Genomic DNA, 14,834 nt, shown 5'->3' on the forward strand with positions numbered 1-14,834 from the left:
GCGGGCGCGAGAAAACTCCAATCGGCATTCGACATGACGGCATCCAGAGGCTCGGACGCCGATGATAGCCGGCGGGCGCCGCCGAAACGCCGGTCCTAGGCCGCGCCCAGCAGCCCGGGCCGTCCTTCGTGCGCCGCCTGGGCGCGCTGCTGGATGAACTCGATCATCATGGAGATGGCGCGCGGATGATGGCGGTTGGGCATGTAGAGCATGTACATCGCGCGGCCGAAGATGCTCAGCCGCCACTGCGGCAAGGCGGGCAGCAGGTCGCCGCGCGCGATGTCGTCGTGCACCACGTAATCGGGCACCACGCCGATGCCGAGCCCGGCCAGCGCCGCCTCGCGCAGGAACGCGTAGTTGCGCGAGATCACGGTGGGCTCCAGCACCACGTGCTGGCGCGGCTGGCCGCCATAGTAGGCCGACAGCCGCAGCGGCCGGCCGATCACGGCGGCGCTGATGATGGGCAGGCGCGCCAGCTCCGCCGGCTTGTCCGGCAGGCCGCGGACGCGCGCGAAATCGCGCGAGGCACAGGCCACGTAGCGCACCTGGCCCAGCTCGCGCGCCACCAGGTTGTGCGGCGGCTCGGACATGATGCGCACGGCGATGTCGACCTCGTCGCGCAGCAGGTCGTCGACGCTGTTCTCGAACAGCACGTCCAGCACGATGTCGGGATAGGCCTGCTTGAACTCGATCAGCCACGGCATCATCACGAACTGGCCGTAGCCGCTGGGCACGCTCAGGCGCACCTTGCCTTGCGGCGTCTTGCCCAGGGTTTCGACGGCCTCGCGCGCCGCCGCCAGTTCGTCCTGGATGCTGCGGCCGTGCTGGTACAGCTTGAGTCCGATTTCGGTGGGCTCGACGTGGCGCGTGGTGCGCCGCAACAGCTGCATGCCGACGGCGCGCTCCAGCTGGGTCAGGTGGTAGCTGACGTTGGCGCGCGTCATCTTCAGCCGGCGCGCCGCTTCGCTCAGGTTGCCCGCGTCCACGATCTCCACCAGCAGGGTCAGCGCTTTCGTATCCATATCGAATCTCCCGGACCCGCGCTGGCTTTGTCCATTGCATCCCGGCGGTCCGGGGGCATTGTCAAATTCTTTTATCGTCGTTGTCAATTATGGATGCCATTGTCAAGACTTCTTTGCTGGGAAAGAATAGACGGATACAAGACGGGCCGTTCCTGGCCCGCCAGGCGCCGCGACAGCGCCGCGTCCGCCCCCGGGCCCCGCCGGCACAGCGCCTTCCCTGAGCCGCCGCGGCGTCCCGGCCAGGGCCGGCGCGGGCGGCGACCCTACCGGAGACACTGTCCCATGACAGCCAGCGCACCCGCCGGCGCCGTTCATACGCGCCGCGACGGCGACGTTCTCGTCGTCACCATCGATCATCCCCCCGTCAATGCCCTGAGCGCCGATGTGCGCGCGGGCCTGGCGCGCGCCATCGACCAGGCCGCCAGCGATCCGCAGGTGCGGGCCGTGCTGCTGACCGGCGCCGGCAACAACTTCATCGCCGGCGCCGACATCCGCGAATTCGGCAAGCCGCCGCGTCCGCCCGCCCTGCCCGACGTGTGCAACCAGATCGAGGCCAGCGCCAAGCCGGTCGTGGCCGCGCTGCACGGCGCCGCGCTGGGCGGCGGGCTGGAAGTGGCGCTGGCCACGCACTACCGCGTGGCCCTGCCCGGCGCCAGGCTGGGGCTGCCCGAAGTGACGCTGGGCCTGCTGCCCGGCGCGGGCGGCACGCAGCGCGCGCCGCGCCTGATCGGCGCCGCGGCGGCGCTGGATCTGATGCTGTCGGGCAAGCCGATGACGGCGCAGGCCGCCGTCGCCGCCGGCCTGGCCGATGAACTGGCGAGCGGCGCCGACCCGCTGGCCGCTGGCCTGGACTACACCCGCCGGCTGCTGGCGCAAGGCGCCGCGCCGCGCCGCAGCCGCGACGGCCAGGCGCTGGCCGATAAAGCCGCCGCCCTGGCCGCGATCGACGCCGCCGGCCAGCGCAGCGCCGCCACCACGCGCGGCCTGTTCTCGCCGGCAAAGATCCTTGAAGCGGTGCGCGCCGCCGTCGAGTTGCCGTTCGACGAAGGCCTGCGCACCGAGCGCGCGCTGTTCCTGCAATGCCTGGACAGCCCGCAGCGCGCCGGCCTGATCCACGCCTTCTTCGCCGAACGCGAAACCGCCAAGATCCCCGAGCTGAAGCAGGCCAGGCCGCGCCGGCTCGAGCGCGTCGGCGTGATCGGCGGCGGCACGATGGGCGCCGGCATCGCGGTGGCGCTGCTGGACGCGGGCCTGCCGGTGGTCATGGTCGAGCAGGACGACGCCGCGCTGGCGCGCGGCCGCCAGCGGGTCGAGCACGTCTACGACCTGCTGGTCGGCAAGAACCGCATGAGCGCCGACGAGCGCGGCGCCCGCCTGGCGCGCCTCACCGGCGCCACTGACTACGCGGCGCTGGGCGATGCCGACCTGGTCATCGAAGCCGTGTTCGAGGACATGGACGTCAAGCAGGCCGTGTTCACGCAGCTGGACCGCGTGGTCCGGCCCGACGCGGTGCTGGCCACCAACACCTCGTACCTGGACGTGGACCGCATCGCCCAGGCCACGCGCGATCCGGGCCGCGTGCTCGGGCTGCACTTCTTCTCGCCCGCCAACATCATGAAGCTGCTGGAAGTGGTGGTCGGCCGCGACACGGCGGCCGACACCGTGGCCACCGGCTTCGAACTGGCGCGCCGCCTGCGCAAGATCGCGGTGCGCGCGGGCGTCTGCGACGGCTTCATCGGCAACCGCATCCTGGCGGTGCACCGCCAGGCGGCCGACATGATGATGGAAGACGGCGCCTCGCCCTACGACATCGACGCGGCGGTGCGCGACTTCGGCTATCCCATGGGTCCGTACCAGATGGTGGACCTGGCCGGCGGCGACATCGGCTGGGCCACCCGCAAGCGCCGCGCCGCCACCCGCGACCCGGCGCTGCGTTATGTGCAGATCCCGGACCGCCTGTGCGAGCGCGGCTGGTTCGGCCAGAAGACCGGCCGCGGCTTCTACCTGTACCCCGACGGCGCGCGCCACGGCACGCCCGACCCGGAAGTGCTGGCCATCATCGACGCCGAGCGCCAGCGCGCCGGCGTCGCCCCGCGCGCCTTCAGCGCCGAGGACATCCAGCGCCGCTACCTGGCGGCGATGATCAACGAGGCGGCCAACGTGCTGCGCGAGGGCATCGCGCTGCGGCCGTCGGACATCGACATGGTGTTCCTGTCGGGCTACGGCTTTCCGCGCCACCGCGGCGGGCCGATGCACTACGCCGACCGCGTCGGACTGGCCAACGTGCTGGCCGACATCCGCGCGTACGCCAAGGAAGACCCCGCGTTCTGGAAGCCGTCGCCGCTGCTGATCGAGCTGGCCGAATCCGGCCGCGATTTCGCCAGCCTGAACCAGGCCGCCTGACCCCACTCACCCAACGGAAACCGATATGCGCGAAGCCGTCATCGTCTCCACCGCCCGCACGCCCATCACCAAGGCGCAGCGCGGCGAATTCAACCTGATCGCCGGGCCGACCCTGGCCGCCCACGCGGTGCGCGCCGCGGTCGAACGCAGCGGCATCGACCCCGCCCTGATCGAGGACGCCTTCATCGGCTGCGGCTACCCCGAGGGCGCCACCGGCCGCAACATCGGCCGCCAGGCGGTGATCCGCGCCGGCCTGCCGGTCAGTGTCGGCGGCGCCACCGTCAACCGCTATTGCGCCTCGGGCCTGCAGGCCATCGCCTCGGCCGCGGCGCGCATCGTCATGGACGGCGCGCCCGCCATGCTCGCCGGCGGCGTCGAGCTGGTCTCGCAGATCCGCACCCGCGACGACGGCGTCAGCGGCATGGACCCGTGGATCGTGGCCAACAAGCCCGAGCTGTACCTGCCCATGATCGAGACCGCCGACATCGTCGCCGCGCGCTACGGCATCAGCCGCGAGGCGCAGGACCGCTTCGCCGCGCAGAGCCAGGCGCGCACCGAGGCCGCGCAGGCCGCCGGCCGCTTGCGCGAGGAGATCGTCGCCGTGACCACCACCATGGCCGTCACCGACCGCGCCACCGGCGCCGTGTCGGAACGCGAGGTCACGGTGGACCAGGATACCTGCAACCGCCCCGGCACCACCTACGAGGCGCTGGCCAAGCTGGCGCCGGTGCGCGGCCCGGACCAGTTCGTGACGGCCGGCAACGCCTCGCAGCTGTCGGACGGCGCCGCCGCCTGCGTGCTGATGGAAGCGGCCGAGGCGCAACGCGCCGGCATCCGCCCGCTGGGCGCGTTCCGCGGCCTGGCGATCGCCGGCTGCGAACCCGATGAAATGGGCATCGGCCCGGTCTATGCCGTGCCCAAGCTGCTGGCGCGCCACGGCCTGAAGGTCGACGACATCGACCTGTGGGAACTGAACGAAGCCTTCGCCTCGCAGGCCCTGTACTGCCAGGAACGCCTGGGCATCCCGATGGAGCGGCTGAACGTCAACGGCGGCTCGATCGCGCTGGGCCACCCGTTCGGCGTCACCGGCGCCCGCCTGGCCGGCCACGTGCTGCTGGAAGGCCGCCGCCGCGGCGCGCGCTACGCCGTCGTCACCATGTGCGTGGGCGGCGGCATGGGCGCGGCCGGCCTGTTCGAAATCTACTGAGGAATCGCCCGATGGATCTGGAATTCACCCCCGAAGAAAACGCCTTCCGCGACGAGGTCCGCGCCTTCCTGGCCGCGCACCTGCCGGCGCGCCTGTCGGCCAAGGTCACGCAGGGCAAGCTGCTGGCGCGCGCCGACATGGTCGAATGGCACGCCATCCTCAACCGCCAGGGCTGGCTCGCCAGCCACTGGCCGGTGGAATACGGCGGCACCGGCTGGAGCGCCACGCAGAAGTTCATCTTCGACAACGAATGCGCGCTGGCTGGCGCGCCGCGCATCGTGCCGTTCGGCCTGAGCATGCTGGGGCCGGTGCTGATCAAGTACGGCAACGAGGCGCAGAAGCGCCACTGGCTGCCGCGCATCCTGGACGGTTCGGACTGGTGGTGCCAGGGCTATTCCGAGCCCGGCGCTGGCTCGGACCTGGCCTCGGTCAAGACCACCGCGGTGCGCGACGGCGACCGCTACGTCGTCAACGGCCAGAAGACCTGGACCACGCTGGGCCAGTACGCCAACATGATCTTCTGCCTGGTGCGCACCTCCAGCGAGGGCCGGCGCCAGGAAGGCATCAGCTTCCTGCTGATCGACATGGCCAGCCCGGGCGTGCAGGTGCGCCCCATCATCACGCTGGACGGCGAGCACGAGGTCAACGAGGTGTTCTTCTCGGACGCGCGGGTGCCGGTCGAGAACCTGGTGGGCGAGGAAAACCGCGGCTGGACCTGCGCCAAGTACCTGCTGACCTATGAGCGCACCAACATCGCCGGCGTCGGCCAGTCGACCGCGGCGCTGGAGCGCCTGAAGACGGTGGCCGCCAGCCAGAAGAAGAACGGCCGCCCGCTGGCCGAGGATCCCGACTTCGCCGCGCGGCTGGCGCGGGTGGAGATCGAACTGGCCAACATGCGCACCACCAACCTGCGCGTGGTGGCGGCGGTGGCCGGCGGCGGCGCGCCCGGCGCCGAAAGCTCGATGCTCAAGATCCGCGGCACCCAGATCCGCCAGGAGATCACCGCGCTGAACCGCCGCGCCATGGGCCCCTATGCGCGCCCGTTCGTGGCCGAGTCCCTGCACGACGGCTACGACGCCGCGCCCATCGGCCCCGAGGGCGCCGACAGCGCCGCGGCGCAGTACTTCAACAACCGCAAGCTGTCGATCTTCGGCGGCTCCAACGAAATCCAGAAGAACATCATCTCCAAGATGATCCTGGGACTGTAAAGGCCGGCCATGAACTTTGAACACACCGAAGACCGGCGCATGCTGTCCGACATGCTGCGCCGCTTTGTCGCCGAACAATACGACTTCGCCACGCGCGAGCGCCACGCAAAAATGGCGCAAGGCTACAACCCCGAATTCTGGCGCCGCTATGCCGAACTGGGCGCCATCGGCGCGCTGTTCGCCGAGGAGCACGGCGGCCTGGGGGGCGCGGGCTTCGACATCAGCGTGGTGTTCGAGGCGCTGGGCCGCGGCCTGGTGCTGGAACCCTTCCTGGATGCGTTGATGGTCGGCAGCGCCATCGCCCGCGCCGGCAGCGCGGCGCAGCGCGAGGCGCTGGACGGCCTGATCGCGGGCAGCATCACCGCCGCGCTGGCCGCGGCCGAGCCCGGCTCCGGCTACGCCCTGAACGAGGTGCGCGCGCGCGCCGAGCGCAGCGGCGACGGCTGGGCGCTGAACGGCGCCAAGGCCGTCGTGACGGGCGGCGAGCATGCCGACCTGTTCCTGGTGTCGGCGCGCACCAGCGGCGCCGAGGACGACGCAGCCGGCATCAGCCTGTTCCTGGTCAGCGCCGGCACGCCGGGCGTGACCGTGCGCGGCTACGACCTGATCGACGGCGGCCGCGCCGCGGAACTCGGCTTCGAGAACGTGGCGCTGGGCGCCGACAGCCTGCTGGGCGAGGCCGGCGCCGGCCATGCGCTGCTGGAGCATGCCACCGGCCGCGGCATCCTGGCGCTGTGCGCCGAGGCCGTGGGCGCGATGGACTGCGCCCGCGACGCGACCCTGGAATACCTGCGCACGCGGCGCCAGTTCGGCGTGCCGATCGGCAGCTTCCAGGCGCTGCAGCACCGCATGGCCGACGTGCTGCTGGAGATCGAGCAGGCGCGCTCGGCGGTCATCAACGCCGCGGCCGCGCTCGACCACCCCGACCGCGCCACGCGCGAACGCGCGCTGTCGGCCGCCAAGTACACCATCGGCCGCATCGGCACGCTGGTGGCCGAAGAGAGCATCCAGCTGCACGGCGGCATCGGCACGACCTGGGAGCTGCCGCTGGCGCATTACGCCAAGCGGCTGGTCATGATCGACCACCAGCTGGGCGACGAGGACCACCACCTGCGGCGCTACATCGCCCTGGGGCGGGCCTGAGCGGCGAGGAGCACATCATGACGCAGGCCCGCACAGACGCCCCCATCGCCCCGCCCCTCGCCCGGCCCTTCTCGGCCCCCTTCCCGGTCAGGACCGCCGCCGACGTCCAGCGCCTGGCGGCGCGGCCGCTGGCCGAAACGCTGACGGTGCAAAGCACCTACGAGCTCTTGCGCAACTCGGCCGCCGCCTTCGGCGACCGCCTGGCGCTGACCTTCCTGTGCAGCGCCGACCCCGACGAACCGGCGATCAGCTGGAGCTACAACGAACTGCTGGCCGGCATCCACCAGACCGCCAACCTGCTGCACAGCCTGGGCGTGGGTCCGACGGATGCGGTCGGGGTGCTGCTGCCCGGCTGCCTCGAATACCACCTGGCGCTGTGGGGCGGCGAGGCCGCCGGCATCGTGCAGCCGCTCAACCCGCTGCTGACCGAGGACAAGCTGGCCTCGCTGCTGGCCGCCGCCGGCGCCAAGGTGCTGATCGCGTATGGCTCGGACACCGAGTGCGAGTCGTGGTCCAAGGCCCTGCGGCTGCGCGAGCGGGTGCCATCGCTGCGCACGCTGCTGCGCGTGGCGCCGCATGACGAACCGCCGTCGCGGCGGCCGGCGCTGCCGGACGACGCGCTCGACTTCAACAGCGCGCGCGCCGCCCAGCCGCTGGACCGGCTGCTGAACGAACGCGTGATCCGCGCCGACGACGTGGCCGCCTATTTCCATACCGGCGGCACTACCGGGGCGCCCAAGCTGGCCATCCATACCCACGCCAACCAGGTCTTCACGGCCTGGGCGGCGGTGCAACTGCAGGGCGCGGGGCCGGGCGACGTGGTCATCAACGGCTATCCGCTGTTCCACGTGGCCGGCGTGCTGCCCGCCTCGCTGGCGGCGCTGTCGGCCGGCGTGCAGACCGTGATCCCGACCACGCTGCTGCTGCGCAACCGCGAGGTGCTGCGCAACTACTGGCGGCTGGTGGAGCGCCACCGCGCCACCTCGCTGCAAGGGGTGCCCACCATCCTGGCGGCGCTGGCCGAGATTCCGCTGGACGGCGCCGATATCTCGACCCTGCGCTACTGCCGCACCGGCGCCGCGCCGTTGCCGGCGGAGCTGGCGGCGCGCTTCGAGCGCCTGTTCGGCCTGCACGTGAACGAAAGCCTGGGCATGACGGAAATGGCCGGCATCACCTCGATCACGCCGCCCGGCTCGGACTTCCCGGTCAATTGCGTGGGTTTTCCGCTGCCCTACGTGCAGGTGCGCGTGGTCGGCCTGGACGCGCCCGCCGGCCAGCCGGCGCGCGACCTGCCGCCCGGGCAGGCCGGCATGCTGCTGTTCAAGTCGCCCAACGTGATTCCCGGCTTTCTCGACCCCGAGGACACCGCCCGCGCCTTCACCGAGGACGGCTGGCTCATCAGCGGCGACGTCGGCTTCCTCGACACCGAGGGCCGCCTGCACCTGCAGGGCCGCGCCAAGGACCTGATCATCCGCGGCGGCCACAACATCGATCCCAAGACCATCGAGGACGCGCTGGCCTCGCATCCGGCGGTGCGCATCTGCGCCGCGGTGGGCGCGCCCGATCCGTACGCGGGCGAGCTGCCGATCGCCTTCGTGACCCTGGCCGACGACGTCGAGGTCTCCGAGGCCGAGCTGGTCGCCTACGCCGCCGCCCACGTCGACGAGGCGCCGGCGCGGCCCAAGCGCGTGATCGTGCTCGAGCAGATGCCCATGACCAACGTCGGCAAGATCTACAAGCCCGACCTGCGCCGCCTGGCGACAGCGGTCTCGGCGCGCGCCGTGGTCGAGCGCGTCCTCGAACAGGCCGGCCTGCCGCCGGACAGTCCCCTGCTGCGCGTGCTGCCCGACGCGCAGCCCGACGTCGCCGTCGAAGCCGACGCCGCCACCCCCGCGCCGCTGAAGGAGCAGCTGCGCGAGGCCTTGCAACGATTGCCGGTCAAGGTCGCCCTGCGCGGCTGACCGGCGCCCCATAAAAAAACCACACTGGAGACACGCCCCCATGGCCCATCAACCCCTGCGCCGCGCCTGCGTCGGCGCCCTGCTGCTGGCGCTGGCCGGCGGCGCGCTGGCGCCCGCCGCGTCGGCGCAAAGCGCCTTTCCCAATCGCCCCATCACCCTGATCGTGCCGTTCCCGGCCGGCGGCTCCACCGATCGCCACATGCGCATCGTGGCGCAGGACGCTTCCAAGTACCTGGGCCAGCCGGTCGTGGTCGAGAACCGGCCCGGCGTCGGCGGCACGCTCGGCCCGGCCACCATGTCGCGCACCGCCAAGCCCGACGGCTACACCGTCGCGCTGTACACGCTGGCGATGCTGCGCATGCCCTACATGCAGAAGACCTCGTGGGATCCGATCAACGACTTCACCTTCATCCTGGGGCTGTCGGGCTACACCTTCGGCTTCACGGTGCGCGCCGACTCGCCCTACAAGACCTTCAACGAATACATCGAAGCCGCGCGCAAGAACCCCGGCAGCGTCGACTACGGCTCGACCGGCGTGGGCTCATCGCCGCACCTGCTGATCGAGGAAGTGGCCATCAACGCCAAGGTCAAGCTGAACCACGTGCCGTACAAGGGCAACGCCGACATGCAGCAGGCGCTGCTGGGCGGCCACGTGATGGCGCAGAGCGACGCCACCGGCTGGGACCAGTTCGTGGACTCGGGCAAGATGCGGCTGCTGGTGACGTTCGGCGACAAGCGCACCACGCGCTGGCCCGACGTGCCCACGGCGCAGGAGCTGGGCTACAAGGTCGTGTCGACCTCGCCTTATGGCCTGGCCGGCCCCAAGGGCATGGACCCGGCGGTGGTCAAGACGCTGCATGACGCCTTCAAGAAGGCGCTGTTCGACCCGGCCAGTATCGAGATCATGAAGCAGCTGAACCAGGAGCCGGCCTACCGCGACAGCGCCGACTACAAGGCCTGGGCGCAGGCCACCTACGTCAAGGAAAAAAGCCTGATCGAGTACCTGGGGCTGATGGCCAAGGACTGACGCCCCACCCCTGGTTTCGTCCAGGACTGGCCGGACGCCTCGCGGCGGCCGGCCCGTTTTTCATTGGAACGCGGACTTGTAGGCGTACAGGCCGGGCGCGCCGCCCGTCATCACGAACAGCACGTCGCTGCCCGGCGCGTGGCGGCCGGCGCGCAGGTCGGCCAGCAGGCCGGCGAAGGCCTTGCCCGAATACACCGGATCGAGCAGCAGCCCTTCGCTGCGCGCCAGCAGGCCGACCGCCTCCAGCATGGCCGGCGTCGGCACGCCATAGGCCAGGCCGCGCTGGCTGCCATCGACCAGGATGTCGTTGGGCGCCGGCGCCGCGATCTCGTCCGCCTGGCCCTGCGCCAGCAGCGCCAGCGTGGCGGCGGTGAGGTCGACCGTCTTGGCATGCGCGACCTCGACGTCGGCCAGCGTGGTGAACGACTGCACGCGGGTGGCGGGCAGGCCCGCCGCGACCATGCCGGCCGCCAGGCCGGCATGGGTGCCGGCGCTGCCGTTGGCCGCCACGATGCGGGCGAAGTCCACGCCCAGTTCACGCGACTGCGTCAGGATCTCCAGCGCGCAGGCGGCGTAGCCGAGCGCGCCGACAGGCGTCGACCCGCCCAGCGGCGCCAGGTAGACGCGGCGCCCGGCCAGCTCCAGCGCGCGCACCCGCTCCAGCGCCGCCGCCATGGCATCGGCGCCCGCCGGCAGCGCATGCACCGTCGCGCCGAACAGGCGGTTCAGCAGCATGTTGCCGTTTTCCTCGTAATCGACGTCGTCGCGCGGCACCACCCGGCCCAGCACCAGCTCGCAGGCCATGCCGGCGCGGGCCGCGGCCGCCGCGGTCAGGCGCGCGTGGTTCGATTGCAGGCCGCCGACCGTCACCACGGTATCGGCACCCTGCGCGCGCGCCTCGCCCAACAGGAACTCCAGCTTGCGCAGCTTGTTGCCGCCGCCGCCCAGCGACATGTGATCGTCGCGCTTGACGTACAGGCGCACGCCGTTGGCCGAGGCGCCCAGGGCCGCCTCCAGTCCGGCCAGGCGCTGGATCGGCGTGGGGCCGTCGAGCAAGGCATGACGGGGAAAGCGCTGCAACGCGGACGAAAGGCCAGTGGGCATGGGGAATCCAGGAAAAGAGGCATGGCCGGCGGCGCGCGCCGCCGACGCGGGACGCCGACCGCAGCAGGATACGCCAAGACGGCCGCGCGATTGATCAGGGCTGGCATGCCGATTGTGCAGAAAGCGGCATGAATCCGCCGCGCCAGGGGCGGTCCACACCGCAAGGCGCGTCCCAGGGCCTGTGCGAGGCTTCTTGTCGTGTGAACCGGCCCTAGCCCTCGGCGGCCGAACCCTGCGCGGCCCGCCGCATCTGCTCGAAACAGAACTCGCGCGCGATGCGGGTGGCCGGGCTTTCGCTGCGGCCGCGCAGCGTGACGAAGGCGAAGTGCGCCGCGATGTCGAAGTCCGGCGGCGGCGGCAGGCGCGCCAGGCGGCCCGCGGCGATCGGCCCCGCGGCCGACGCCAGCACGCCCAGATAGACCGCGTCCGAGCGCGCGGCGATATCGAGCAGGCCGGCGATGTCCTCGCTCTCCATGTGCAGTTCGAAGCCGTCCGGCCGCGCCGCCGCGACGCGCCGCCGGATCTCCGGCGACAGGCCGGTGGACATCACCGGATAGGCCAGCACCTGCGGCAGAGACGGCGCGGGGCCCGCCAGCAGTGGATGGTCCGGGCGGCAGACGAAGCCCGACGCCAGGCTGGGCATGGCGGCCACGTCCAGGTCGGCGTCGTTGTCCAGCGTGCGCACGTGCACCACCAGCGCGTCCAGGGCGCGTTCACGCAGGCCGGCGAGCAGCGCGTCGGTCGGCCCGCGCGACAGGCGCACGCGCAGCCGCGGATAGGCGTCCATCACATGGCGCATCAGCGGCACGCTGAACAGCGCGCTGGGCGCGGCGCCCAGGCCCAGCGCCACCGCGCCGGCCTCGCCCTGCGCCAGCAGCTCGGCCTCGCGCCGGATCTCGTGCACCTCGGCCAGCACCCGGCGGGCGCGCGCGGCCACCTGCCGGCCCAGCGGCGTGGCCTCGTTGCGCTTGCCGATGCGGTCCACCAGCGGCGCCCCCAGCTCGGCCTCCAGCAGCTGGATGCTGCGGCTGAACGCCGGCTGCGACAGATGCAGCGATTCCGCGGCGCGGGTGAACGAGCCGGTTTCCAGCAGCGCCACCAGATGGGCCAGTTGCGAAAGATTCATGAAGACTCCGGCCGCGGCCGCGCCGCGAATAATCATGCATAAAACGCATTGTAATCAGCCAATCAATCGATTGGACATATGAAAACAGCGCTTCTAGCATTCCGGAAAACACACAACACCCAAGGGAATCCGATGAAGACATTGCTGTTATCCGCCGTCACCACGCTCGCCCTGCTGGCCACGGGCGCCGCCGCCGCCGAAGACTACCCCGTCCGGCCGGTATCGCTGATGGTGCCGTATCCGGCCGGCGGCGCCAGCGACATCACGGCGCGCGCGCTGCAGGGGCCGATGACCGGGACGCTGGGCGGCCAGGTCATCGTCGAGAACCTGGGCGGCGCCAACGGCGTGCTCGGCGCCAATCGCGTGCTGGGCGCCAAGGCCGACGGCTACTACGTGTTCCAGGGATCGCCCAACGAACTGATCCTGGCCGGGCTGACCAACAAGTCGGTCCACTACCGGCCCGAGGCCTTCCGCATGATCGCGCCGGTCGCCACCTCGCCCTATGTCGTGATGACGCGCGCCGGGCTGGGCGTGGCCAACGTCGATGAACTGGTGGCGCTGGCCAGGCGCGGCGGCGCGCCGCTGACCTATGGCTCGGGCGGCGCGGGTTCGATGATCCACCTCATCACCGAGGCCCTTGCCAAGCGCGCCGGCCTGACACTGACGCACATCCCCTATCGCGGCGCGTCGCCGCTGCTGACCGACATGGCGGGCGGCCAGATCGACTTCGCCATCGTGCCCTATCAGGCCAACTACGCGGACCTGCGGCGCGAAGGCCGCATCCGCATCATCGGCACCCTCAACCGCGAACGCCTGCCGATGCTGCCCGATGTGCCCAGCGTGCAGGAGAGCGCCAACCTGAAGGATTTCAACTACACCATCTGGACCGCCTACATGGTCAAGCAGGGCACGCCCGACGCGGTGGCGCAGAAGCTGCACGCCGCGGTCGAGGCGGCGCTGGCCGACCCCGCCGCGCGCAAGACGCTGCTGGCCCAGGGCAAGATCCTGTTCGAGCCGCAGACCCTGGCCGCCAGCGAAGCCTTCTATGCCGAACAGACCGCGCGCCTGACCGAACTGGTGCGCAGCAGCGGTTTCCAGGCCGAATGAGCGGCCGCCCTTTTCCTTCCCACGGAGTCTGCATGTCCGACACTCTCATCCAGCCGGTGCTGGCGCATCTCGACGAGCGCCAGCCGTCCATCGCGCACTGGCTCAAGGCGTTCCTGCGCATCCCCAGCGTCAGCGCCGACCCGGCCTTTGCCGCGCACATGGCGCAGGCGCGCGACTTCCTGTGCGAGCGGCTGCGCCGCGAGGGGCTGCACAACGTGCAATTGCTGGACGGCGGCGGCGAGCCGGCCGTCTACGGCGAGTGGCTGGGCGCGCCCGGCAAGCCCACGCTGCTGATCTACGGCCACTACGACGTGCAGCCCGCCGACCCGCTGGAACTGTGGCGCACGCCGCCCTTCGAGCCGACCCAGGTCGGCGACCGGCTCTATGCGCGCGGCGCCTCCGACGTCAAGGGCTCGACCACCGTGGCGCTGGAGGTGGTGTTCGCCTTCCTGGCCACGCTGCGCAGTTGCCCGGTCAACATCAAGGTGTTCATCGAGGGCGAAGAGGAAACCGGCAGCCCCACGCTGCGGGCGCTGATCCAGCGTCACGGCGCCCTGCTGGCCGCCGACGCGGTGCTGTCGGCCGACGGCGGCCGCGCCAGCGCCCAGGTGCCGACCATCAACACCGGCGCGCGCGGCAACGCGGCGCTGGAGGTGCGGCTGCGCACGGCGGCCAAGGATCTGCATTCCGGCCGCTATGGCGGCGGCGTGCGCAACGCGCTGCACGACATGGCCGCGCTGCTGGCCACGCTGCATGCGGCCGATGGCCGCGTCGCGGTGGCCGGCTTCGACGACGACGCCACGCCGCCCACGCCGCGCCAGCGCCAGGACACGGCCGCGTTTCCCTATGACGAGGCGGCGTTCTTCGACGACGTGGGCGCGGCCAGCCATGGCGAGCCGGGCTACAGCCCGCGCGAGCGCATCACGCTGCGCCCGGCGCTGGACGTGAACGGCATGTGGGGCGGCTACACCGGCGCCGGCACCAAGACCATCATCGCCTGCGAGGCCTCGGCCAAGCTGACCGTGCGCGTGGTCGAAGGCCAGGACCCGGCGCGCGTGATCCGCGCGGTCCTGGCGCACCTGCGGGCCCACTGCCCGCCCGGCGCCGCGCTGGAGGTGGTGGCGATGCACGACGGCTCGCCGGCCTCGACGCTGGCGCCGGACCATCCGCTGGTGCGCGCGGCCCAGGCGGTGCTGCAGGCCGGCGACGGCCGCGAGCCGATCCACGTGCGGCTGGGCGCCACCGTGCCCATCACCTCGGTGTTCAAGGAGACGCTCGGCATCGACACGCTGATGTTCGGCTTCAACCTGCCCGACGAGGACGTGCACGCGCCCAACGAGTTCTTCCGCATCGGCTCGATCCGCGAGGGCGTGCAGGCCTGGACGCGGCTGCTCGACGCGCTCGGCCAGTACCAGCCGGCGGCGTTCCGCGCCTGAGCGCGGCGGGCCCGGGGCCGGGGCAAGGCCCCAGGCCCCGCCGCGCGGACTCGCGGGGGGATCGCCCGGCGGACGCCAACAATTTTGGTA

General features: G+C 71.6%; 11 protein-coding genes. 8 read left to right on the forward strand and 3 right to left on the reverse strand.

Annotated features, from left to right (window positions below):
* Positions 1-95: 95 nt before the first annotated feature.
* Positions 96-1,022, reverse strand: coding sequence for a LysR family transcriptional regulator (locus tag AOZ49_RS18160; protein ID WP_054434788.1), 927 nt, complete (start codon positions 1,020-1,022; stop codon positions 96-98).
* 282 nt (positions 1,023-1,304) lie between these two features.
* On the opposite strand from AOZ49_RS18160, the gene AOZ49_RS18165 reads away from it, so the two are divergent.
* The 6 genes from AOZ49_RS18165 to AOZ49_RS18190 are packed head-to-tail and all read left to right on the forward strand — an operon-like array spanning position 1,305 to position 9,971.
* Positions 1,305-3,425 carry a 3-hydroxyacyl-CoA dehydrogenase NAD-binding domain-containing protein gene (locus AOZ49_RS18165; protein WP_054476952.1) on the forward strand — a complete coding sequence of 707 codons (2,121 nt, stop codon included), beginning with the start codon at positions 1,305-1,307 and terminating at the stop codon, positions 3,423-3,425.
* A gap of 25 nt (positions 3,426-3,450) precedes the next feature.
* Positions 3,451-4,632: an acetyl-CoA C-acyltransferase gene (locus AOZ49_RS18170; RefSeq protein WP_054476953.1), complete on the forward strand. Its 1,182-nt coding sequence runs from the start codon at positions 3,451-3,453 to the stop codon at positions 4,630-4,632.
* 11 nt (positions 4,633-4,643) lie between these two features.
* Positions 4,644-5,840: an acyl-CoA dehydrogenase family protein gene (locus AOZ49_RS18175; protein WP_054476955.1), complete on the forward strand. Its 1,197-nt coding sequence runs from the start codon at positions 4,644-4,646 to the stop codon at positions 5,838-5,840.
* 9 nt (positions 5,841-5,849) lie between these two features.
* Positions 5,850-6,983, forward strand: coding sequence for an acyl-CoA dehydrogenase family protein (locus tag AOZ49_RS18180; protein ID WP_054476957.1), 1,134 nt, complete (start codon positions 5,850-5,852; stop codon positions 6,981-6,983).
* A 17-nt stretch (positions 6,984-7,000) separates the two neighbouring features.
* Positions 7,001-8,944, forward strand: coding sequence for an acyl-CoA synthetase (locus tag AOZ49_RS18185; RefSeq protein WP_054476959.1), 1,944 nt, complete (start codon positions 7,001-7,003; stop codon positions 8,942-8,944).
* A gap of 40 nt (positions 8,945-8,984) precedes the next feature.
* Positions 8,985-9,971: a tripartite tricarboxylate transporter substrate binding protein gene (locus AOZ49_RS18190; protein ID WP_054434775.1), complete on the forward strand. Its 987-nt coding sequence runs from the start codon at positions 8,985-8,987 to the stop codon at positions 9,969-9,971.
* A gap of 60 nt (positions 9,972-10,031) precedes the next feature.
* Here AOZ49_RS18190 and AOZ49_RS18195 read toward each other — a convergent pair whose 3' ends face one another.
* Together AOZ49_RS18195 and AOZ49_RS18200 are read right to left on the reverse strand one after the other, a co-directional pair.
* Positions 10,032-11,075, reverse strand: a complete 1,044-nt coding sequence (locus AOZ49_RS18195) for a D-cysteine desulfhydrase family protein (RefSeq protein ID WP_054476961.1) — start codon at positions 11,073-11,075, stop codon at positions 10,032-10,034.
* 211 nt (positions 11,076-11,286) lie between these two features.
* On the reverse strand, positions 11,287-12,201 hold the full coding sequence (locus tag AOZ49_RS18200) for a LysR family transcriptional regulator (RefSeq protein ID WP_054434771.1): 915 nt from the start codon (positions 12,199-12,201) through the stop codon (positions 11,287-11,289).
* 132 nt (positions 12,202-12,333) lie between these two features.
* Between AOZ49_RS18200 and AOZ49_RS18205 the strand changes: the two genes are divergently transcribed.
* Positions 12,334-13,308 (forward strand): tripartite tricarboxylate transporter substrate binding protein, encoded by a 975-nt coding sequence (locus AOZ49_RS18205; protein ID WP_054476963.1) that lies wholly within the window; start codon positions 12,334-12,336, stop codon positions 13,306-13,308.
* A 32-nt stretch (positions 13,309-13,340) separates the two neighbouring features.
* Positions 13,341-14,744, forward strand: a complete 1,404-nt coding sequence (locus tag AOZ49_RS18210; protein ID WP_054476965.1) for a dipeptidase — start codon at positions 13,341-13,343, stop codon at positions 14,742-14,744.
* Positions 14,745-14,834 lie beyond the last annotated feature (90 nt).

Source organism: Achromobacter sp. 2789STDY5608615 (assembly GCF_001298995.1).
Lineage (GTDB): Bacteria > Pseudomonadota > Gammaproteobacteria > Burkholderiales > Burkholderiaceae_B > Achromobacter > Achromobacter insuavis.

Excerpts from the sequence above, each read along its gene's own strand:
- AOZ49_RS18160 (WP_054434788.1), bottom strand. The coding sequence starts at position 1,022 with ATGGATACGAAAGCGCTGACCCTGCTGGTGGAGATCGTGGACGCGGGC.
- AOZ49_RS18205 (WP_054476963.1), top strand. The coding sequence starts at position 12,334 with ATGAAGACATTGCTGTTATCCGCCGTCACCACGCTCGCCCTGCTGGCC.
- AOZ49_RS18190 (WP_054434775.1), top strand. The coding sequence starts at position 8,985 with ATGGCCCATCAACCCCTGCGCCGCGCCTGCGTCGGCGCCCTGCTGCTG.
- AOZ49_RS18165 (WP_054476952.1), top strand. The coding sequence starts at position 1,305 with ATGACAGCCAGCGCACCCGCCGGCGCCGTTCATACGCGCCGCGACGGC.
- AOZ49_RS18195 (WP_054476961.1), bottom strand. The coding sequence starts at position 11,075 with ATGCCCACTGGCCTTTCGTCCGCGTTGCAGCGCTTTCCCCGTCATGCC.
- AOZ49_RS18170 (WP_054476953.1), top strand. The coding sequence starts at position 3,451 with ATGCGCGAAGCCGTCATCGTCTCCACCGCCCGCACGCCCATCACCAAG.
- AOZ49_RS18175 (WP_054476955.1), top strand. The coding sequence starts at position 4,644 with ATGGATCTGGAATTCACCCCCGAAGAAAACGCCTTCCGCGACGAGGTC.
- AOZ49_RS18180 (WP_054476957.1), top strand. The coding sequence starts at position 5,850 with ATGAACTTTGAACACACCGAAGACCGGCGCATGCTGTCCGACATGCTG.
- AOZ49_RS18210 (WP_054476965.1), top strand. The coding sequence starts at position 13,341 with ATGTCCGACACTCTCATCCAGCCGGTGCTGGCGCATCTCGACGAGCGC.
- AOZ49_RS18185 (WP_054476959.1), top strand. The coding sequence starts at position 7,001 with ATGACGCAGGCCCGCACAGACGCCCCCATCGCCCCGCCCCTCGCCCGG.
- AOZ49_RS18200 (WP_054434771.1), bottom strand. The coding sequence starts at position 12,201 with ATGAATCTTTCGCAACTGGCCCATCTGGTGGCGCTGCTGGAAACCGGC.